Origin of the sequence: Bradyrhizobium sp. NP1, from assembly GCF_030378205.1 — a bacterium.
In the GTDB taxonomy this organism is placed as follows: Bacteria; Pseudomonadota; Alphaproteobacteria; order Rhizobiales; family Xanthobacteraceae; genus Bradyrhizobium.
In genome coordinates this window covers 7652106-7672699 of record NZ_CP127385.1, presented here as the reverse complement: position 1 = coordinate 7672699, position 20594 = coordinate 7652106, and the positions used below count along the sequence as shown (strand labels likewise).

Annotated in this window: 21 protein-coding genes; 10 read left to right on the top strand and 11 right to left on the bottom strand. The window is 66.7% G+C overall.

Annotated elements, in window-relative coordinates; translation table 11 throughout:
• Positions 1-3: 3 nt before the first annotated feature.
• The gene (locus QOU61_RS36940) at positions 4-1587 is read right to left on the bottom strand and encodes a class I adenylate-forming enzyme family protein (RefSeq protein ID WP_289656082.1); all 1584 of its coding nucleotides are present in this window, start codon (positions 1585-1587) and stop codon (positions 4-6) included.
• A 221-nt stretch (positions 1588-1808) separates the two neighbouring features.
• On the opposite strand from QOU61_RS36940, the gene QOU61_RS36935 reads away from it, so the two are divergent.
• From QOU61_RS36935 to QOU61_RS36925, 3 genes are all read left to right on the top strand, one after another.
• Complete coding sequence (locus QOU61_RS36935) at positions 1809-2870, top strand: glutathione S-transferase C-terminal domain-containing protein (protein WP_289656081.1); 1062 nt, start codon at positions 1809-1811, stop codon at positions 2868-2870.
• Positions 2863-3555, top strand: a complete 693-nt coding sequence (locus tag QOU61_RS36930) for a glutathione S-transferase N-terminal domain-containing protein (RefSeq protein WP_289656080.1) — start codon at positions 2863-2865, stop codon at positions 3553-3555. Before QOU61_RS36935 ends, QOU61_RS36930 begins: the two co-directional genes overlap by 8 nt.
• Before the next feature lie 122 nt (positions 3556-3677).
• Complete coding sequence (locus QOU61_RS36925; protein ID WP_289656079.1) at positions 3678-3950, top strand: hypothetical protein; 273 nt, start codon at positions 3678-3680, stop codon at positions 3948-3950.
• Between the two features lie 8 nt (positions 3951-3958).
• On the opposite strand, the gene QOU61_RS36920 is transcribed toward QOU61_RS36925, so the two are convergent.
• The 4 genes from QOU61_RS36920 to QOU61_RS36905 all read right to left on the bottom strand — a co-directional run bounded on the left by QOU61_RS36920 (position 3959) and on the right by QOU61_RS36905 (position 6188).
• The gene (locus QOU61_RS36920; protein ID WP_289656078.1) at positions 3959-4357 is read right to left on the bottom strand and encodes a DUF4118 domain-containing protein; all 399 of its coding nucleotides are present in this window, start codon (positions 4355-4357) and stop codon (positions 3959-3961) included.
• A gap of 168 nt (positions 4358-4525) precedes the next feature.
• Positions 4526-4729, bottom strand: coding sequence for a hypothetical protein (locus tag QOU61_RS36915; RefSeq protein WP_289656077.1), 204 nt, complete (start codon positions 4727-4729; stop codon positions 4526-4528).
• Positions 4730-4756: 27 nt separating this feature from the next.
• A complete protein-coding gene (locus QOU61_RS36910) occupies positions 4757-5092 on the bottom strand; it encodes a c-type cytochrome (RefSeq protein ID WP_289656076.1) in 336 nt (111 codons plus the stop codon).
• A 259-nt stretch (positions 5093-5351) separates the two neighbouring features.
• Positions 5352-6188, bottom strand: coding sequence for a universal stress protein (locus QOU61_RS36905; RefSeq protein WP_289656075.1), 837 nt, complete (start codon positions 6186-6188; stop codon positions 5352-5354).
• Between the two features lie 340 nt (positions 6189-6528).
• On the opposite strand from QOU61_RS36905, the gene QOU61_RS36900 reads away from it, so the two are divergent.
• Positions 6529-8343, top strand: a complete 1815-nt coding sequence (locus QOU61_RS36900) for a PHA/PHB synthase family protein (RefSeq protein ID WP_289656074.1) — start codon at positions 6529-6531, stop codon at positions 8341-8343.
• Here the strand turns inward: QOU61_RS36900 and QOU61_RS36895 are convergent.
• Positions 8340-9863, bottom strand: a complete 1524-nt coding sequence (locus QOU61_RS36895; protein ID WP_289656073.1) for a bifunctional aminoglycoside phosphotransferase/ATP-binding protein — start codon at positions 9861-9863, stop codon at positions 8340-8342. The two genes, QOU61_RS36900 and QOU61_RS36895, sit on opposite strands and share 4 nt — an antisense overlap.
• Positions 9860-10843, bottom strand: coding sequence for a zinc-dependent alcohol dehydrogenase family protein (locus QOU61_RS36890; protein ID WP_289656072.1), 984 nt, complete (start codon positions 10841-10843; stop codon positions 9860-9862). Before QOU61_RS36890 ends, QOU61_RS36895 begins: the two co-directional genes overlap by 4 nt.
• A 129-nt stretch (positions 10844-10972) precedes the next feature.
• On the opposite strand from QOU61_RS36890, the gene QOU61_RS36885 reads away from it, so the two are divergent.
• Both QOU61_RS36885 and QOU61_RS36880 read left to right on the top strand, forming a co-directional pair.
• On the top strand, positions 10973-11449 hold the full coding sequence (locus QOU61_RS36885; RefSeq protein WP_289656071.1) for a CBS domain-containing protein: 477 nt from the start codon (positions 10973-10975) through the stop codon (positions 11447-11449).
• Positions 11431-14169, top strand: coding sequence for a bifunctional acetate--CoA ligase family protein/GNAT family N-acetyltransferase (locus QOU61_RS36880; RefSeq protein WP_289656070.1), 2739 nt, complete (start codon positions 11431-11433; stop codon positions 14167-14169). The genes QOU61_RS36885 and QOU61_RS36880 overlap by 19 nt, the downstream gene beginning before the upstream one ends.
• A 1-nt stretch (position 14170) precedes the next feature.
• Here the strand turns inward: QOU61_RS36880 and QOU61_RS36875 are convergent, their stop codons facing one another.
• Genes QOU61_RS36875 through QOU61_RS36865 form a run of 3 tightly spaced genes read right to left on the bottom strand, consistent with a single transcriptional unit; the run spans position 14171 to position 15363 of the window.
• Positions 14171-14581 (bottom strand): hypothetical protein, encoded by a 411-nt coding sequence (locus QOU61_RS36875; protein ID WP_289656069.1) that lies wholly within the window; start codon positions 14579-14581, stop codon positions 14171-14173.
• Positions 14582-14608: 27 nt separating this feature from the next.
• Entirely contained in the window at positions 14609-15088 is a 480-nt protein-coding gene (locus QOU61_RS36870) for a phage holin family protein (RefSeq protein WP_289656068.1), read from the bottom strand.
• On the bottom strand, positions 15085-15363 hold the full coding sequence (locus QOU61_RS36865; RefSeq protein WP_289656067.1) for a hypothetical protein: 279 nt from the start codon (positions 15361-15363) through the stop codon (positions 15085-15087). The genes QOU61_RS36870 and QOU61_RS36865 overlap by 4 nt, the downstream gene beginning before the upstream one ends.
• A gap of 142 nt (positions 15364-15505) precedes the next feature.
• On the opposite strand from QOU61_RS36865, the gene QOU61_RS36860 reads away from it, so the two are divergent.
• Genes QOU61_RS36860 through QOU61_RS36850 form a run of 3 tightly spaced genes read left to right on the top strand, consistent with a single transcriptional unit; the run spans position 15506 to position 18523 of the window.
• Entirely contained in the window at positions 15506-16651 is a 1146-nt protein-coding gene (locus tag QOU61_RS36860; RefSeq protein WP_502876863.1) for an ABC transporter permease, read from the top strand.
• 2 nt (positions 16652-16653) lie between these two features.
• Positions 16654-17394, top strand: coding sequence for an ABC transporter ATP-binding protein (locus tag QOU61_RS36855; RefSeq protein ID WP_289656066.1), 741 nt, complete (start codon positions 16654-16656; stop codon positions 17392-17394).
• A gap of 16 nt (positions 17395-17410) precedes the next feature.
• On the top strand, positions 17411-18523 hold the full coding sequence (locus QOU61_RS36850; RefSeq protein ID WP_289656065.1) for an ABC-type transport auxiliary lipoprotein family protein: 1113 nt from the start codon (positions 17411-17413) through the stop codon (positions 18521-18523).
• On the opposite strand, the gene QOU61_RS36845 is transcribed toward QOU61_RS36850, so the two are convergent.
• Positions 18510-19103, bottom strand: coding sequence for an HdeD family acid-resistance protein (locus QOU61_RS36845; RefSeq protein WP_289656064.1), 594 nt, complete (start codon positions 19101-19103; stop codon positions 18510-18512). The genes QOU61_RS36850 and QOU61_RS36845 overlap by 14 nt on opposite strands.
• A gap of 512 nt (positions 19104-19615) precedes the next feature.
• Here QOU61_RS36845 and QOU61_RS36840 point away from each other — a divergent pair.
• Positions 19616-20503 carry a DUF2778 domain-containing protein gene (locus QOU61_RS36840; RefSeq protein ID WP_289656063.1) on the top strand — a complete coding sequence of 296 codons (888 nt, stop codon included), beginning with the start codon at positions 19616-19618 and terminating at the stop codon, positions 20501-20503.
• The last annotated feature ends 91 nt before the right edge of the window (positions 20504-20594 follow it).

The following is a 20594-nucleotide window of genomic DNA, read 5'->3' as shown; positions in this document are numbered from 1 at the left end:
TGGTCACGTCGGAGAAGTCGGGCTGGCGAGCTGCATGTCCTGAACCGGATGGCTGGCGGCCGCTTCGCGGCTCTTCAGATATTGCTCCTGCACGCTGCGTTTCAGGATCTTGCCAGCGGCGTTCTTCGGAAACACGTCGAACACCGCGACGTCGCTCACGCGCTGGAATTTCGCGCTGACATTGGCGTTGATCCACGCCTTGAGCTCGTCCGCCGCGATCGCCTTGCCTTCGCCCGCGATGACGGCGGCGACCGGGGTTTCGCCCCATTTTTCGTGCGGCACGCCGAACACCGCGGCCTCGCGCACGGCCGGATGGCCGACGATCACCTCCTCGATGTCGCGCGGATAGACGCTGACGCCGCCGGACTTGATCATGTCCTTCTTGCGGTCGGCGAGATGCAGGAAGCCGTCCTGATCGACAAAGCCGACATCGCCGGAATAGAGCCAGCCGTCGACGATCGCCTTCGCGGTGAGGTCGGGGCGGCGGTAATAGCCTTCCATCAGGATCGGGCCACGGCCGACGATTTCCCCGATGCTGCCGGGTGGCGCATCCCCGCCGTTCTCGTCGACGATCCGCATCTCGAACAAGGGCGGGGGACAGCCCACGGACGCAAGCTTCGCGTTCGCCTGCGACCGGTCCAGGATGGTCATGAATCCCTCGGCCAGGCCATACATCTCGTAGAAGCACTCGCCCAGCTCCGCGATCAGCCGCTTCTTGTGCGACAGGTGCAGCGTGGCGCCGAGCGAGATCAGGGCCTCAAGCGACGCAAGGCGCTTCGCGTCGAAGGTCGGGCAGTCGAGCAGCGCGACGATCTGCGAAGGCACCATCACGATATGCGTCACCTTCTCCCGCTCGATCGTCTGCATGATCCGCTCGGGATCGAACTCCTCGTGCAGGATGTAGCGGCCGCCGAGGAAGAATGACGGCATCAGCGTCATGAACGCGCCGTTGAAGACCAGCGACCCCGTATGCAGCGACACGCTTTCCGGCGTCATCCGCCAGGCTGCGGCATAGAGCGTGCAATACATGGTGCGGGCATAGTGGCTGAGCACGATGCCCTTGGGATCGCCCGTGGTGCCGCTCGAATAGACGATCATCAGCGGCGAGCGCTCGTGCGTGCCGGCCGCCGGCGGCTCGTCGCTGGAATGATTATCGACGAAGGATTGATAGCTCCGGTAACCGTCGAGCGCGTCGCCGACGATGATGCGATTGTGCGGCGGCAGCGCCGGGCTGTGCGGCCCGGCCGGGTCCATCGCAAGAGCCGCCTCCGGCGACAGCAGGGCGAGCACCGAATCCGAATGGTCGATCAGGTGTTTCAGCCCGCGGCCGGTCAAGAGCGGGCTCAGGGGAACGGCGACCGCGCCGATCTTGGCGGTCGCCCAATAGAGATCCAGCATCTCCAGGCAGTTCGGCGTCACGCAGGCGATCTTGCAGCCTTCCCTGATGCCGTTGGCGATCAGCGCATTGGCGAGCCGGTTCACACGCGCATTGAACGCCTGGTACGACAGAACCTGCCCGCCGAACAGCACGGCCGGATGGTCGGGACGAAACCGGGCGTGACTGGTGAGAATGGATCCGACGTTCATTTAGCCCCTCGCAAGCTGGTCGATGCCAGCGAGCATCCCAGCTGCCGAAAAGACCGTCTTTCGCCAAACCGCCAGCGGATACGGCGCAACGGACTTGTTTGGTGCGCTTGCCACCGGCGCACGATTGACGGTTTCGCCGCAGCGTTTGTCGGCCTCAGCCAAAGCGGGCTTGCGACGGCGCCTCTACGATCTGCGCCGTCACATTCCCGGGGCGTTCTCCCATGCGCTATCGTCTGTTCGGCACCGTCGGCTCACCCTACGCGCTGAAACTGCGCGCGTTGATGCGCTACAAGCGCCTTTGCTTCGACTGGGTGCCGGCGACGCTGGACTGGATTCCGGACAACCTGCCGCATCCGCCGCTGAGCGCGGCCGCAAACCGCGAGATCGAGAACCTCAATCCGCGCGTCGTGCCCGCCATCTATTTCCCCGGCGATCGGGTGATCCGCAACGAATCGACCACGCTCGCCTACCGGCTCGATCACGAGCATCCGGATCGCCTGGTGGTGCCCGCCGATCCCGGGCTTTCCTTCCTTGCGCATCTGCTCGAGGACATGGCCGACGAATGGCTGGTCAAGATCGCCTTCCACTATCGCTGGGGTAACGGCGACAACGCCGCCTACAAGAGCCGGATCGTGACCGGCGAGGTGCTTGGCGGCGGCTATCCCGAAACCGTGTTTCTCGATGCCGCCCGGCATTTTGCCGAGCGCCAGCAGTCGCGCATGCCGCTGGTCGGATGCACGCCCGAGAACGCAGCCCTGATCGAGGCAAGCTTTGCACGGCTTCTTGCGATCATGCAGCGCGTGCCAGGCGAGACCACGTTCCTGCTCGGTGCCGCCCCGACACTGGCCGATTTCGGTTTCTACGGGCAGCTCCAGTCGCTGGCGACCGATCCGTCGCCCTGGGCCATCATGCGAGAGCGTGCGCCGGCGATCTTCCCGTACCTGCAGCTTCTGGAGGACGCCTCCGGCATCGAGCCGGCCGCGATGACCTGCCGCGACCTCGGGACGGGCGCAATCGCGCTCGTTCGGTTCGCCGCCGAGTTCTATCTACCCTATCTCAGAGCGAACGAGCTGGCCTTGCAGGCGTCGGCGCCGTCCTTTGCCTTCGAGGTCGACGGCATGACCTACTGCCAGGCACCGTTCCGCTATCACGGCAAATGCTACCGCGTGCTGCGCGACGAGTATCGCGCCATCCCGCACACCCAGCGCGCCGCCGTGGCCGAGATCCTGCGTGAAGCGCGCGCCGCGGACTATTTCGAGCCGACCGGAGCGGGCCATGCTTGATCTCTATTACTGGCCGACGCCGAACGGCTGCAAGATCACGATCCTGCTGCACGAGCTCGGTGTCCCCTATCGCCTGATCCCGCTGAACATCGCGACCGGCGAGCAGTTCAAGCCGGAGTTCGCCGCTGTCAGCCCGAACCGCCGGATGCCGGCGCTGGTCGATCACGCGCCTTCGGGCGGTGGCGCGCCGCTGTCGATCTTCGAATCCGGCGCGATCATGATGTATCTCGCCGAGAAACATCAGCGCTTCTGGCCGCTCGAGCCACGCGCGCGCTACGACGTCGCGCAATGGCTGATGTGGCAGATGGCGGGCCTGGGCCCGATGTGCGGTCAGGCGCATCACTTCCGGCAATATGTCGACACGCCGGTGCCCTATGCGGCCGAGCGCTACACCAAGGAGGTCAACCGCCTCTACGGCGTGCTCGATGCGCGGCTTGCGGATCGCACGTTCATCGCCGGCGACTATTCGATCGCCGACATGGCCTGCTGGCCCTGGATCAAGCCGTACAGGCTCCAGGGTCAGGATCTCGACGCGTTCGAAAACCTCAAGCGCTGGTTCCTGATGCTGAACGAGCGGCTGGCGGTGCGCGAAGGATGGCGGGTCGGGCGCGACTGGCTCGGCGGCGGGCCTGTCGTGACCGAGCAGTCGAAGGCGATCCTGTTTGGCCAGACCGCCGTTCGCTGACGAATCGCGGGCTCGCAGGGAAGGCGTCGACCTTCCTGAAACGTGCTAGGATTCCACCGTCGCTCGAACGGCGTCCGGCGGAGGTCAGCTCAATGCATTGTCTGGTTCCGATAGGTGTTGTCGTGGGCCTGAGCCTGGGCTGCGTTCACGATCTCGACGCGTCCGTGGTCGAGGCCGCGCCGGCCGGCCAGCCCTACGACTACGTCGTCCATGTCCGGACGTCCTACGATTATGGCTATAACCCGGAGGTGAGTGCGGATCGCATCCGTCTCGCCCGGCAGACCATCCGGCCCTATTGCCGCCGCGGCCATGTTGTCGGCGAGCAGGCGATCCAGACCGAGATCCCGGGGATCACCAGCAGCCCGCCGGATCGCGTCGTCTACCTGAAGTGCTGAAAGCGGCGTCAGGCCCGGGTATTTTTCATACCGAGCCGCAACGTCAGTGCTTCGCGGGCGATGTGTGCGAAGCCGATCAGCAGCCCGCTGAACAGCGAGAACGACACGATACTCTGCGAATCGGTTTCGGTGAGCGGGCTGAATTCGAAGATCGGCGGCAGGAACGCCCACCACACGATCGCAACGGAAGCGAATGCGGAAAATATCCCGGCCGGCACGCCCGCGAGCAGCGCGGCGAGCAGCACCGCAGGGAGGAAGGTCGCGAAGTAAACCGTCGTGCCGAGATAGTCCAAAAGGAGACGGAGGGCGACGGCGATGGATAGCGCCAGCAGCACAAGAAGCAGGGAGGGAACCGACCACGGCCGCAGCCGCAGGATGTAATCCGACGCCGACGATCTCTTGCCCATTCCGCGCTCCGCGTGCCCCTGCTTCAACAATGGCGACGGTTATTTTTTTGCGAGCCGTTCCCCCCGTTGCGGAGCGGTCCCGGCAGGGCCAGTCGTTCCACAACGGCGCAATGGATAGCATCACTGGCGGAACAATGGGAGGAGGTATCGCGCTCTTGCTTTACGGTATTATGATAAAGGTTCGGATGTCGAGCTGTCCGCCGGCCGGTCGGCGCGGCCCACGGACCACCGGGCGACCGTCACGAGGACGACCGCGACCAGGCCGGTCGCCACCAGGCTCTGGACGATGCCGAAGTTCAGCGCGTCACGCGCCACGAACAGTGCCGCGATCGGTGTGGCCAGCATCAGGATGAACCGGACGATCCATGCCATTTTCGCTTCCCTTTCGATTGCTGCGTTTCACTCCAGCGTCTTCAGGAAGGCGATGAAGTCGCCGACCTGATCCGCATCGAAGCTGAACTCCGGCATGGTGGGATGGCCGGTGACGATGCCCTCCGCGAGCGCCTCCTGCAGCGTCTCGACCGGATAGCGCTCGTGCAGTGTTCGGAATGGCGGTGCGATCGTCAGCGGGCTCGGGCTCACCTTGTCGATCGAATGGCAGCGCGCGCAATGGGTCAGCGCCAGCCGCTTGCCCTGGGCGACGCTGGAGGCGGCGAGCGGCGTTGCGCCGGCGAGAAGCACAAGGCAGGCAAGCAGGCCGCCGAGGGCCGTGGACTTGATCGCAGGATAGGACATTTCGATGCTGCACCCATTGAAGCTGATTGGAAGGCTAGTCGCTTTCCAGCCTCGGCCGTTGACGCAGGTCAAAGGCCGGGAGCGCGCCGGAAGCGCGGGAAGGTTGGCGCGAGGTTGATCTCGATCAAAAACAGGCGTGGAAGAACGCGCAAAGATGGGGTCCGGCGTACAGCCAACCCGTGCGCCAAAAACTTGGCCGCTCGGTCGCAACGACCAGAGCGGCCCTTTTTTGGCGGCGCGCAGCCGTCGTGTCGCGAGATCAGTGCGACATCAGGGTCGGCACCGTCATGGCGCGGAACATTTCGCGCGTGACCCCGCCGAGTATCCTCTCCTGCAGTCGGGAGTGGCCGTAGCCGCCCATCACCAGCAGATCGAGGTTGTCGTCCGCCGCCAGCGACAGGATGCTCGACTGGACGTTGGCCCGATCCGACTGCAGCGAGACGGTCCTGACCGGCAGGCCAAGCTGCGCAAGATATTTTGCAAGCTGGGCCGGCGAGGCCTCGGATGGGACCTGGTTCGCCTCGTTGATGGTGATGGCGGTCAAGGCGTCGGCCTTGGTGAGGAACGGCATGGCGTCGCGCAGCGCGCGGGCGGCGAGGCGGCTGCCGTCCCAGCAAATGCCGACGCGCGCGGCCTTGAGCGCGCCGTGAAACGTGTAGGGCATGAACAGTACTGGTCCGCCGGACTGGAACAGCATCTCCTGCGGCACGTGGTTGTCGAAGATGTCGCGGCCGCTTTCGGGCTGCGAGACGATTGTCAGATCGGTCAGCCGCGCCATCGCGCCGACGGTTTCCACCGCCTCGGCATAGCTCCCGGTGAAGGCGCGATGGCTATGGGCGATCGCCGCGTTCTGCGCCTCGGTTTCGAAGACGGCAATCGCGGCATTGGCGCGTTCAAGCGCACGCTCGTTCTCGATGTCATAGAACGAGGCCACGGCGGCGCCGCCCTCGGCCACGAACGGCACATTGGTCGAGATATAGCCAACGGCCACGGCCTGCAGGTGGGCCCCGAAGGCGAGGGCCAGCGAAACGGAGCCATCGACCGCCGGCCGCACCGATCGTTCGGTCGGGATATGCACCAACATGTTCCTGTACATCTCTGCGCTCCACGAATGAGGATTCAGGCAAGGCCCGAAAACACAGGCATCAGAACAGGTCATCCGGCGTCCGGCGTTGACGCATGTCAAACTGCAACCGCGTCGCAGGCGCGCCAGATTGCAGCCAATTTAACCGCCGAGAACCGCCGTGACACAAGCCAATTCATTGCAGCCGACGCCCCATGCCCGCGCCGTGGTCTGGATCGATCATCGCTGCGCCAGGATCTTCGCCCTGGGCGGATCATGCTCTGGGCTGCGGCCGAGGGCGGCCCCAGTTTGATGCAGCTCAACGGCGCTCCTTGCCGGCACGGCTAGGCTGCCGCCATCAAGGAGCCTCGCCATGTCCCCTACCGCATCGGTCAGCCGCATTCCGACTTCCTTCGCCGAGCCGTCCACTGCGACACCGCCATCGCCGCCGGTCGCCGCGCCTGACCCGGACTCGGCTTTCCAGACGATCGATCGTTCCACTCACGCCGCGATCGCGCGCTGGACCGGCGGGCTGTCGCCGGCCGCGATCCTGCTCGCCTTCGCGGACTGGCAGCTTCATCTTGCGGCCTCGCCGGGCAAGCAGCTCGCGCTGACGCATCAGGCCTTCGTCGACACGCTGCGCTTCGCTGAAGCCTGGGTGCCCAGGCATCCGGAATTCCAGCCCTGGTCAGTCGTCAAGGCGGCGCCGAACGACCACCGCTTTGCCGATCCGGATTGGGAGCTGCCCGCCTTCAACATGATGGCCCAGGCTTTCCTGCTCGGCGAGCAATGGTGGCACTCGGCGACCTCAGGCGTGCACGGGCTCGCCCGGCCCAACGCAGCGATCGTCGACTTCGCACTGCGCCAGCTCCTCGATACGGCTGCGCCTTCGAATTTCCCGCTGACGAACCCCGAGGTGCTGCGCACGATCATGGAATCGGGCGGCGGCAACTTCGTCTCCGGGCTGCACAACTGGCTCGAGGACTGCAAGGCGCTCTTCGCCGGCGGCAAGCCCGGCGCAGCATCGGATTTCGTGATCGGCAAGACGGTGGCGGCCACCAAGGGCAAGGTGGTCTATCGCAACGAGTTGATCGAGCTCATTCAATATGCGCCCACGACCGCGGTGGTTCGCCCCGAGCCGGTTCTGATCGTGCCGGCGTGGATCATGAAATACTACATTCTCGATCTGGCGCCGCAGGATTCGCTGGTGCGCTATCTCGTCGACAACGGCTTCACCGTCTTCATCATCTCGTGGAAGAACCCGACCTCGGATGATCGCAACCTCAGCCTCGAGGATTACCGCAAGCTCGGGGTGGAAGCGGCGATCGAGGCGGTCAACGAGATGGTGCCGAAGCGTCCGATCCATGCCGCGGGCTATTGCCTCGGCGGCACGCTGCTCGCGATCGAGGCGGCGCGGCTCGGCCGGGTGCGGCCGGAGGCGCTGCGCTCCGTCACGCTGCTCGCGGCGCAGACCGACTTCACCGAGGCGGGCGAGCTGACGCTGTTCATCAACGAAAGCCAGGTCGCTTTCCTCGAGGACATGATGTGGCAACGCGGCGTGCTCGATGCCGGACAGATGGCCGGCGCCTTTCAGATGCTGCGCTCCAACGACCTGATCTGGTCGCGCGTGGTGCGCGACTACCTGATGGGCGAACGCGAGCCGTTGAGCGACCTGATGGCATGGAACGCGGACGCCACCCGCATGCCCTACCGCATGCATTCGGAATATCTGCGGCAGCTCTTCCTCAACAACGATCTCGCCGAGGGCCGCTACCGCGCCGACGGCGTGCCGGTCGCGCTTTCCGATCTGCGCATGCCGATGTTCGTGGTGGGGACGCAGTACGACCATGTCGCGCCGTGGCGGTCGACCCACAAGATCCACTTCCTGGCCGATGCGCCGATCACCTATGTGCTGGCGAGTGGCGGGCACAACGCCGGCATCGTCGCGCCTCCGACCGGGGAGGAGGGTCGCAGCTACCAGATATTGGCCCGGCCGGTCGATGGCTCCTATGTCGGGCCGGAAGAGTGGCTGAAGCAGGCGCTGCACGTCGAAGGATCGTGGTGGACGGCGTGGCGCGATTTCCTCGGCAGCCATTCGGGTGAGCCGGTGTCGCCGCCGCCGCTCGGCGGTTCGTCGCGAGCCGCGGCGCTGGACGACGCGCCGGGACGCTACGTGCTGCAGTGCTAAGGCGCGATCGGATTTGGCAGGTGACGGCGCGCCCGCTGCAGCGTCTCTTCCGGCGCGCCTGATGCGTCGATCACCGGCCACTCCATCGGGCCGAGGTCCATGCGTTCCTGGCGCTCGGCGACCTCGCGGGTTGCGTCGGAGGCATCGCCCCGGCGCGTGGCGACGCGGTCGAAACGGATCTGGCTCGGGGCATCGAGGAAGAGCGGGAAGAAGGCGACGCCGAGCCGGCGCGCCTCCTCGCCAAGCGCGGCGCGCTCGCTCTCGCGCAGATAGGCGGCATCGACGATGACCGAGCAGCCTTGGCCAACAGCCTGCCGCGCGCGTTCGCACAGCATCCGGTAGATGCTCTCGGTGACGTCAGGCGCATAGGCCGGTTCCGGCAGCTTCTCGAGCGGACCGACGCCGAACACCTCTTTCCGGATCACGTCGGAGCGCAGCACCAGCGCACCCGGCATTGGCTCGATCAGCCCGGCGGCCGCACGCGCCAGCACACTCTTGCCGGTGCCCGAGCGGCCGCCGATCGCGACCAGCGCGGGCGGGGCAGGCGCGATCAGCCGCAGCGCGAGGTCGAAATAGGCGCGCGCCGCGTCGGCCGCCGAGGCATCGTGCGGCGATTGCTCGCAACGCGTGAGCAGCACATGCGCCCGGATCGCGGCACGGATCGACAGAAACAGCGGCATCAGGCCGAGCGCGCTGCCATTGTGGCGCCAGCTCGCCTCGAAGTACCGGTTGAACAGTCGATTTGCCGCCGCGCCCTGACCGAAATGGAGGAGGTCCATGAGCGGGAATGCCAGATCATAAAGCACGTCGGTGGTCGCGATTGCCGGATCGAACTCGATCGCGTCGAACAGAACGGGCGCGTTGTCGATCAGCACGATATTGGCGAGATGGGCATCGCCATGGCAGCGGCGGACCATGCCATCGGCGGCACGCTGTTCAATGATCGCGCGCAGCGCCGCCGACTTCTGCCGGCTGAGCGCGTCGAGCTGCTCGACGCTTCGGCGGTCGAGGCTCGCGTGGCTGCGAAATTTCTCCGTATTGCGATCGATCAGCCCGGCAATCGACTGCGGCCAGGATGATTGGCGCGCGACATCGGCGCGTTCATGGGAGGCGCGCAGCGTGTCGGCCAGATGTTCGGCAAGCGAGGGCCCGATCGTCCCGGTGGCGGCGAGATGGTCGAAGGTGTTCCGCTCGTCGAACCGCGCCATCTCGACGGCCCATTCGATCACGGGGCCGTCGCCGTCGATGGCGGGCCCCGCGGGCCCGCGGGTGATTGGGATGACGCGGCGATAGATTGCCGGCGCAAAGCGCCGGTTGATCGCAAGCTCTGCATCGCAGGCGTCCTTGCGTTTCTGCAGCGTCGCATAATCGAGATAGGGCAAACGGATCGCGCGCTTGACCTTCAGCACGCGCTCCGGTTCGAGGAACACGACCGAGATGTGGGTGTCGACGCGCTTCACCTCGCGGCGGCCGCCGAGGAAATCCAGCACGGCCTTCTGGTCGTCCTCCACAGCGGTCACGGCTCCAGCACCGCGGCGCCGACCAGCTTGCCGTCGCGCAGTTGCGCCAGCGCTTCATTGGCCTGCTCGAGCGGAAACACGGTGGTGTGGGTCTGCACGCGCGCCCGCGCCGCCGCTTTGAGGAAATCGGTGCCGTCCTGGCGCGTCAGGTTGGCGACCGAGACGACCTGACGCTCGCCCCAGAGGATCTGGTAGGGAAAGGCGGGAATGTCGGACATGTGAATGCCGGCGCAGACCACGCGGCCGCCCTTGCGCACGGCGCGCAACGCCTGCGGCACCAGCGGCCCGACCGGCGCGTAGATGATGGCGGCATCAAGCTCGACCGGCGGCGTGTCCTCCGATGCGCCGGCCCATTGCGCCCCCAGCGACAGCGCGAGAAGCTGCGCCTCGCGGTCGCCCTTGCGCGTGAAGGCATAGACCACGCGGCCCTGGGCGCGCGCCACCTGCGCCACGATATGACCGGCCGCGCCGAAGCCGTAAATGCCGAGATGCTTGCCGTCGCCCGCCTTCACCAGCGATCGCCAGCCGATCAGCCCGGCACACAACAGCGGCGCCAGGGCCGTGTCGTCGCCCTTTTCGCCGAGCGGAAAGCAGTAGCGCGCGTCCGCCACGAGGTGGCTCGCGAAGCCGCCGTCGCGGGTATAGCCGGTGAATTGCGGCCGGTCGCAGAGGTTTTCCTTGCCCGCGCGGCAATAGGGACAGATGCCGCAGGTCGCGCCGAGCCAGGGCACGCCGACGCGCGCGCCGATCTTCAGCTCGGTGACGCCGGCGCCGAGCGCCTCGATGCGGCCGACGACCTCGTGCCCGGGGACGATCGGGTAGGCGATGTCAGGCAGCTCGCCGTCGACCACATGCAGGTCGGTGCGGCAGACGCCGCAGGCGCTGACCTTGACCACGACCTCGCCGCGCCCCGGTTTGGGGTCGGGCCGTTCCTGAAGCGTCAGGGGCGCGCCGCGTGCGGCAAGGACCATGGCGTACATGGAAGAAGTCCCATCATGTTCGCTTCAATTTGACCGCGTAGTCTGCAGGCTGTTTGATCTCGGTCAACGTCGAAGTCCGCCGTTCCTTTAAGGTCGGGGCCGGTTCCAGCCAGATGATGGAAAAGCCCGATGTACGAATTCCTTCATGAAACCGTTGCAGAGAACATGACCCGGGCGGTCCGATGCGTCGCGCCGGAGCTTGCGGTCGGCGATCTCTACCGGCTGTTCGCGGTCGACGACTTCGATGCCTATCCGGTGGCACGGGACGATCGACTGGTCGGCATGGTTTCCAAGCTCGACGCGCTCAAGGTGTTTGCCTTCACAAAGGACCGAATTTTGCCGCACTATGACGTTGGCATGGGTACGACGGTCGACGAGATCATGTCCGCCGACGTGGTGGCCGTCAGCCCTGACACCAACCTGCAGCGGGTCCTGCAATTGATGGTCGAACATCGTGTGAAGAGCCTGCCGGTCATCGATCAATGGCGAAACCTGATCGGCATCATCGCGCGGGAAGATGTGATGCGGGCCATGGCGCGCTGCATAGGGCGGCAGGATCCTTCGCTTGTCCCCTGTGAGACCGCGCGATGTCCACCTTTCGCCTAGAACAGGTTTTCCGTCCGCGCAGCGTCGCGCTGGTGGGCGGCAGCCCTCGGCCGCATTCACTCGGCGCGGCGGTGCTGCGCAACCTCCAGGCCGCCGGCTTTTCCGGCGAGATCGCGGTGGTCAATCCGCGCCACGCCGCGATCGACGGCAAGAAGACCTATCCGAGCCTCGCGGCGCTGCCCTTCACCCCCGATCTGATCGTCATCACCGCGCCGGCCGAGACTATCCCGGGCATCATTCGGGAGGCTGGCGCGCGCGGCGTTGCCGGCGCGGTCATCATCTCCTCCGGCCTCGGCCATGGCGAGGGTTCGCACGCGGAAGCGGTGCTGCGCGATGCACATGCCGCCAAGATGCGGATCGTCGGCCCCAATTGCCTGGGCGTCATGTTTCCGGCGCTCGGATTGAATGCGAGCTTTGCCGCGCGCTCGCCCGCCGCCGGCTCGCTGGCGCTGATCTCGCAGTCCGGCGCGATCGCGGCCGCCATGGTCGACTGGGGCGCCGAGAAGTCGATCGGCTTCTCCGGCATCGTCTCGATCGGAGATCAGCTCGACGTCGATGTCGCCGACCTGCTCGATTATTTCGCGCTCGACGAAAAGACCCGCGCGATCGTGCTCTATGTCGAGGGCGTCAAGGATGCCCGCAAGTTCATGTCGGCGGCGCGCGCCGCGGCACGGTTGAAGCCGGTGGTGGTGGTGAAATCGGGGCGGATGGCGCAAGGCGCGAAGGCCGCCGCCACCCATACTGGCGCGCTGGCCGGCTCCGATGCCGTCTATGACGCGGCGTTCCGCCGCGCCGGACTGCTTCGCGTCATGGATCTGCGCGAGCTGTTCGACTGTGCGGCGCTGCTCGGCCGGAGCCGGGCGCCGCAGGGGGCGCGCCTTGCCATCCTGACCAATGGCGGCGGGCTCGGCATCCTTGCCATCGATCGCCTCGCCGAGCTCGGCGGCACCGCGGCGGTGCTGGCGAAGGATATCGCGGCACGGCTCGATGCCGCGCTGTCGCCGACCTGGTCGAAGGCCAATCCGGTCGATATCGGCGGCGATGCCGACGCCGGGCGCTATGGGGCGGCGCTCGACGTGCTGCTCGCCGACCCCGGCAGCGACGCCGTGCTTGTCATGAATGTGGAGACGGCGGTGGCGTCGGCGCCGGAGATTGCGCGGGCCGTTGCCGCGCGGGTGGGCGAGGATCGCGCGCAACGCCGTGACTCGGCAAAGCCGGTGCTTGCGGCCTGGGTCGGCAACGACCAGCTGGTCGCGCCGATCTTCGACAAGGCGACGATCCCGCATTTTCCCACCGAGGACGACGCCGTGCGGGCCTTCATGCATCTGGTGAAGCATCGCGAGGCCATCGAAGCGCTGATGGCGGTGCCGCCCGGCGTGTCGTCGCTGTTCACGCCCGATGTGGAATCGGCCAGGAAGTTGATCGCGAATGCCCGGAAGGAGGGCCGTGCCTGGCTCGATCCGATCGAGATCGCCGCGCTGTTTGCGGCCTATGACATCGCGATCGTGCCGACGATCGCCGCGGCCAGTCCCGACGAAGCGGCTGCCAAGGCCGCGCCATTCCTGGGCCAGGGCCAGTCGGTCGCAGTCAAGATCCTCTCCCGCGACATCACCCACAAGTCCGATATCGGCGGCGTCATCCTTGGCCTCGCCACCGGCGAGGAGGTCCGCAATGCTGCGACCAGGGTGCTGGAGCGCGCCCGGCGCGCGAGGCCGGACGCGCGCATCGAGGGCGTGATGATCCAGCCGATGATCACGCGGCCTGCGGCGCGCGAGCTGATCCTGGGGATAGCCGACGATCCCACCTTTGGCCCGGTCATGGTGTTCGGCCGCGGCGGCACCGCGGTCGAGGTTGTCAAGGACAAGGCGCTGGCGCTGCCGCCGCTCGACATGAACCTGGCGCGCGACCTCGTCGGGCGCACCGCGATCGCCCGGCTGCTCCCGGCCTACCGCGACGTGCCCGCAGTGCCGCCCGACGCCGTGCCGCTGACGCTGGTAAAGCTGTCGCAGATGGCGGCGGACCTGCCCGAGATCCGCGGGCTCGACATCAATCCGCTGATCGCGGACGAGAGCGGCGTGCTGGCGCTCGACGCGCGCGTCGCGATCGGCCCGCCGGCGCGGCTGTTCGCGGGGCAGACGCGGTTGGCGATCAGGCCCTATCCTGCGCAGTGGGAGGGCGAGCTCAAGCTGCGCGACGGCTCGACGGTCGCGGTCCGTCCGGTGCGGCCCGAGGACGAGCCCGCGATCGCAAGGCTGCTCGATCGCGTTTCACCCGAGGATCTCCGGCTGCGCTTTTTTCATGCGGTAAAGGCGTTCTCGCATCAATTCATCTCGCGCCTGACCCAGCTCGACTATGCCCGCGCGATGGCCTTTGTCGCGCTCGATCAGGCAAGCGGCGAGGTGCTCGGGGTGGTCCGGCTGCATTCGGACTCCCGCTACGAGAACGCCGAATACGCCATCCTGCTGCGCTCCGACCTCAAGGGCCGCGGGCTCGGCTGGAGCCTGATGCGGCTTTTGATCGACTATGCAGGCAGCGAAGGCCTGAAAACCTTGACCGGCGAAGTGCTTCGCGAGAACATGACGATGCTCGCGATGTGCCGCGAGCTCGGCTTCAAGACCGCGAGCGACGTCCACGATGCCGGCATTGTCGAGGTCTCGCTCGACCTCGCCACGGTGCCCGACCACATCAGGCACGCCGGATTGATCCGGCCGAATCGGTAGCTCAGAGCGCGTTGACGGCAACCACCCGGTAGGCGTGCGGGCCGTCCGCCTCGCGCACCGAGACATACTCGCCGAGCTCGAATCGCTCGTTCTCGAAATGGTGGCCGGACTCGTCCGCGGTCTTGCCGGACACGTCATAGTGGAAACGCCAGTGGCCGCCCGGACCGCGAACGAGATGTCCGAGGCTGTCGTCGCCGTCGGCGCGCTTGCGCACCACGCGGCAGGCCTCCTTGTGCGCAGCCCACACGGTGGCATCGATCCGTCCCTCGTCGTCGAGCGGCGCGATCAGGATATAGGCGGTCCTGCTGTCGCCCTCGGGATGGCCATGCTCGCGTGCGCGCTCGATGCGGATCTGGCGGAACGTGTGTGGCAACGCGGTGTTGCGTAGCGGCGGGAAGGCGGGGTGGTTCATGGGTCTCTCCGAAAAAACGTCCAGGCGTCACAAATCGTCGGTCGCAGGCGTCGCGGCCCTGGCCCTGCGCAGGCGGCGAATCACCAGCGGAATCAGTGGCAGCAACAGCGGAATGGCGGCGCTTTCGAGCGCGGCGCGCAGCGTGGCCGGCGCCGTTGTCTCCGCGTGCTGCAGCTCGGTCTCGAAAGCGGCGAGCGCCTCGCGATGCACGTCGTTCGCCAGCGTCAGCTCGCGGCCCGCCCGCCGGCGCAACGCTAACAGCACGAGCAGGCCGGCGACCACGAGGTTGACGAAACCGAGCATCGTTGCGGAAGCGATCGCGCTCCAGCTCTGCACCAGCGCGAAATAGGCCGCGAGCTCGAACAGCAGCAGTGCGCAGGATGTTGCCAGCGCGGCCAGCGCCTGCAATCCGAGGTTACCCAGCAGCCGCTTCAGGCGGAGTTCGGCGACGATGCGTTCCGTGCGCCACAGCGCGCGCGCGTGGCTTGCGAACCGGCTTGCATTCATGGCTTCTTCCTCAAGGTCGCGCCGATCACGACGCCGAGCACCAGCGCAGTCGTCAGCGCCGCGGCGGCGCGTCCGGCGAAGATGCGTTCGATCTCGGCCTCGTCAAGCGAGAGCGCATCGCGAAGGTCGGTCACGAATGCCCTCATGTCGGCGCCGATGGTCTTGGCCGTTTCGCTGGACGCCTCGCGCAGTTCGTCGGCACCCGCCTGCAGCCGGCGGCCCGCCTCGCGCTTGAGCGCCTGCAGCTCGTCCAGAATGTCATGGCGATAGGTCATGGCCGCATCTCCTGTGTCGCACGCTAGGGCGGATCGCGTTCCACGTTTTTGATGTGAATCAACGGCGTGAACCGCGGCTCCTTGCGCTGGGTCAATTGGTTTCGCGGCGCCCGGCCCTATGAGAAACGAGAAGGAGTTTGCTGTGACTGACGTATCCATTCTGGCCGCCGCCGGCACCGCCGATTTGCCCGGGCTGACCGTGACGCCGCACGAACCGCGAGCGCTGCGCCCGACCGGCGCCTGGACGGTCGAGAATGTCGAGACCCTCGAACGGCTCTGCAGGGGCGTCCGTGCAGGCGCGATCGGCGCGATCGACTTGAGCGGGGTGACCGCGCTCGACACGGTGGGTGCCTGGCTGTTCGAGAAGCTGGCGCGCTCAGGCGGCACGACGGCCCCGCAAGCGCGGTTTGTCGCAGTCCCCGATTCCTATTCCGGATTGCTGGATGAGCTGCATGGCCTGAACCGGACCAGGCCGGCGGCGACCACACGGCGCAGCGCCTTGATCGAGCGGCTCGACCGCATCGCGCGCGATACGACGGCCGATGGCGCGGCCTTTCTGCATATGCTGGGCGCGACAAGCATCGCGCTGCTTCACGCCCTGCGCCGGCCGCGCTCGTTCCGACTGACGCCGACCATCTATCAGCTCGGCCGCGTCGGCTGGCAGGCGATTCCCATCATCGCGCTCATCACCTTCCTGATCGGGGCGATCATCGCACAGCAGGGCATCTTTCACTTCCGCCGCTTCGGTGCGGAATCCTATGTGGTCGACATGGTCGGCATCCTGGTGCTGCGCGAGATCGGCGTGCTGATCGTCGCCATCATGGTCGCCGGCCGCTCGGGCAGTGCCTCCACCGCCGAACTCGGCTCGATGAAGATGCGCGAGGAGATCGACGCGTTGAGCACGATGGGGCTCGACCCGGTTTCGGTGCTGATCCTGCCGCGGATTCTCGCGCTCATCGTGGCCCTGCCGATCCTTGCCTTCCTGGGCTCGATGGCCGCGCTCTATGGCGGCGGCCTGGTCGCCTGGCTCTACGGCGGCATGAGCCCGGCCATCTTCATCGCGCGGCTGCGCGAGGCGGTGTCGGTCACCCATTTCGAGGTCGGCATCATCAAGGCGCCGTTCATGGCGCTGGTGATCGGGCTGGTCGCGGCCTGCGAGGGATTGCGGGTCAAGGGATCGGCGGAATCGCTGGGCCAGCAGACCACGACCTCCGTGGTCAAGTCGATCTTCCTCGTCATCGTGCTCGACGGCGTGTTCGCCGTGTTCTTTGCCTCGATCGGGATGTGACGATGCCGGACCATCCCGCCGCCATCCATGTCCGCGACCTCGTGGTCGGATTCGGCCAGCGCATCGTGCTCGACCATCTCTCGCTCGACGTGCGCCGGGGCGAGATCCTGGGGCTGGTCGGAGCGTCCGGCGGCGGCAAGTCGGTGCTGATGCGGACGCTGATCGGGCTGCTGCCAAAGCGCAGCGGCGAAATCGCGTTCGAGTCCGAGGCGGGCGGCGGCCGTCGCGGCGTGCTGTTCCAGCAGGGCGCGCTGTTCTCGGCGCTCAACGCGCGGCAGAACATCCAGTTTCCGCTGCGCGAGGCCGCTCACCTCTCGCCGGAACTTCTGGACGAGATCGCCAATGCCAAGCTCGAAATGGTCGGACTTCGCGCCGGCGATGGCGACAAGTTTCCATCCGAGCTCTCCGGCGGCATGACCAAGCGCGTCGCGCTGGCCCGCGCGCTCGCACTCGATCCCGCGCTGCTGTTCCTCGACGAGCCGACCTCGGGCCTCGATCCGATCGCGGCCGGCGAATTCGACGCGCTGATCAAGACGCTGCAGCGGACGCTGCGCTTCACCGTCTTCATGATCACCCACGATCTCAACACGCTGGCTGCGGTGTGCGATCGCGTCGCGGCGCTCGCGGACGGCAAGATCGCCGCGCTCGGCCCGCTGTCGAGCGTGCTGGAATCCGATCATCCCTGGGTCAGGGCGTATTTTCATGGCGCCCGCGCCCAGATGCTTCACCTGAACGGCGCCTGAGGCCGGGAGAACAACAATGGAAACACGGGCACCCTATATCGTCGTCGGCGCCTTCGTGCTCGCCGCGATCGTCGCCGTGTTCGGCTTCGTCTACTGGCTGAACAATGCCGGCGGGATCGGAAAGCGCGAGACCTATGCGATCGTGTTCCGCGAGCCGGTGCCGGGCCTGCTGGTCGGGGCAGCGGTGCTGTTCAACGGCATTCGCGTCGGCGAGGTCACCGCGCTCGAGCTCGCCGCCGATCGGCCGCGCGAGATCGACGCGACCATCGCGGTCGCCGAGCGCACCCCGGTTCGCGCCGACACCAAGGTCGGCCTCGAATTTCAGGGCCTGACCGGCGTGCCCGTGGTGTCGCTCGAGGGCGGCGAGAGCGCATCGGCGCCGCCGGTGCGCGGCGCGCTGGTCGCCGAGAAGGGCGCCGGCCAGAGCATGACGCAGGCCGCGCGCGACGCGCTGCGCCGGGTCGACGCCGTGCTGTCGGAGAACGCCGCGCCGCTGCATGATGCGATCACCAATTTGAGCACGTTCACGGAAGGGCTGGCGCGCAACACCCCGCGGCTCGAGGGTATCGTGGCGGGGCTGGAGCGGATGACCGGCGGGGCGACGCCGCCGCGCAAGATCGTCTATGACCTCGATGCGGCGCGGAGCTTCGACGCGCCGAAGCGTCAGCTGGAAAGCGGGCTCGCGCTCGCCGAGCCGACGGCGACGACGCGGCTGCAGACGCAGCGCCTGCTGTTTGCGGGCAGCGAGGAGCCGCACGAGGATTTCGACAACGCGCAGTGGAGCGACAGCCTGCCGGCGCTGGTTCAGGCAAGACTGCTGCAGAGTTTCGAAAACTATGACATCGCGCATGCGCCGTTGCGCGCCGATGCGATGAGCGAGGGCGGGACGCGTCTTTTGATCGACCTGCGCCAGTTCGACATCGCGGTCGCGCCACGGCCGAAAGCGACGATCGCGCTGTCGGCCAAGCTCGTCGACGGCGGCGGCCATCTGCGCGCGGCGCGCATCTTCGAGCAGTCGGCCCCGATCGACACCGTGACCCCGGCGACGGCGGCCGCAGCCTTCAACCAGGCCTTCGGCAGCCTTGCCCGGGAGCTCGTGCAGTGGACCGTCTCGGTCAGCGGGAAGTGACGCCGGCCGGATTGCGATGCAGGCCGAAGCCGAGTCCGATCCAGCCCGTGCCCGCGATGATCAGGTCGATGCCGAGGAACAGGCCGAGGATATAGACGCTGTTGACCGGCCAGCGCGCGACGATCAGGAGCCCGAGCAGCAGCGTGACGGCGCCGGACAGCGCCACCCAGATCCACGGCATCTCGGACTTCATGCTGAAGGCGAGAACGATCCGCATCACGCCGGAAGCGATCAGCGATGCGCCGAGCAGCAGCGTGAGCAGCACGGCGGCGAACAGCGGATTGTCGAAGGTGATGAAGCCGGCGATGATATAGAGGACACCGAGCAGCACCCAGAGCAGGAACTTGCCCCAGGTCTTGATCTGGAACGCGTTGATGACTTCGGCGACGCCGGCAACGATCATCATGATGCCGACGACGAGCACGCTGGCGACCGTCGCCATCACGATACTGCCGAGCGCGATGAAGCCGGCAATGACGTAAACGACGCCGAGCGCGACGATCCAGCCCCACTTTGCGCGAAGCGGTGCGATGGCTGAGTTGAGGCCGGGGACTTGTGAGCTATCCGAGACGCTTGTCATGACGGTCCTCCTGGACGGAAACCTATCCGACTGCTTTGCGGGCTACAGCCTAAGATAGGGACAGAGCGGTCCTGCCCGCAACAGATATCTCTCGCCTGCGGGCCGGCAGGCCGCTTCGCGGCGGTCCGTTTCGCCGCAAACAAGCGGCAATGTCTCGGGTTTTTCTCTTCAAAGGCCGGACAATTTGAGGGGATCCGGCTGGGCCGGGCGCCCGGGAGCGGTGGTCGCAAGCGTCGCGGCCGGACGGCGTCGCCAAGCGGATGCCGCCGCGATGGGCCTGCCCCCTCCCCGGGGGAGGCCGCAGGACAGCTTTCTTGCCCCTCCATCGGGCGGATCGCCCATATTTTGCCTCAGTCCGATCTGCATGATGGGGGTGGCGTCCCCGATATGGGGGATTCGTTTCGCGGGACGCCGTTGGGGATTGAATGCATCACGGCACAAGGATCGCTGGTGCGGATGCTCGGCGCCGCCGATGGGCGGGGCCGGCGAGCGTTGTCATTGCAGCCTTCGCCGTGGCTTCCGCGGCAGCGGCCTGGATGGACGAGTCCTGGATCAGCGACTCCGTCGCTGCGATCCCGCCTTCGACGGCTTCGACCGACTCCCCCGCCTCAAGGATTCGCGAGTCGTTTCTCGATCTGGGCGGGTTTTCCGTGCATCAGGAAAAGCCGCGGTCCTCCGGTTCGGACATCAAGCTCCAGGTCGTCAACGTCTCCCTGCCTCAGGTGCCGACAACCGAAAGCTGGGACCGGGTGACCCCGAACGAGCCGGCGCAGCAGGTGGTCGCAGCGGCCGTTCCGGTCCCGCGGCCGCGGCCCTCGGAAGCCAAGGCGCTTCCACTTCCAGGTGACGGTGACAGTGCTCATACCGAAGACCCGACGCTGCTCGAGAAACTGTCGGGGATGTTTCGTTATCGCCTGACGCTCGCCTCGCTGACACCGAATGACGGGATTTTTGCGACCGCGCCGGACCTGGCCTCGCGCGGCTATGATGGCCAGACGGCGGTCTACGACATCTCGGCCCGCGTGGTCTATTTGCCCGATGGCTCCAAGCTGGAGGCCCATTCGGGCCTGGGCGAAAAACTGGACGATCCGCGCTACGTCAGCCAGCGTTCGGTCGGAGCGACGCCGCCGGCAGTCTATGAGCTGAAGCCGCGCGAGCAGCTGTTTCACGGTGTTCAGGCGTTGCGGATGCTTCCGGTCGAAGGAAGCGCGCTTGGCCGCACCGGCCTGTTGGTCCACACCTATATGCTCGGCCCCAACGGGGACTCGAATGGCTGCGTGTCAGTCAAGGACTACGACAAGTTCCTGGCCGCCTATCAGAAAGGCGACATCAAGCGATTGGCAGTCGTGCCGAATCTCGCTGCGGGCGGGCCCACGCCCACGCGACAGTCGTCGCTATAGTTGAAAGGGAAAGCCATTCGAGGCGCGACCGGCTCCGACATCGGCGCCGGCCACTCGCCTCCGTGCCGGGTGATGACGCTGATTGCCTTGA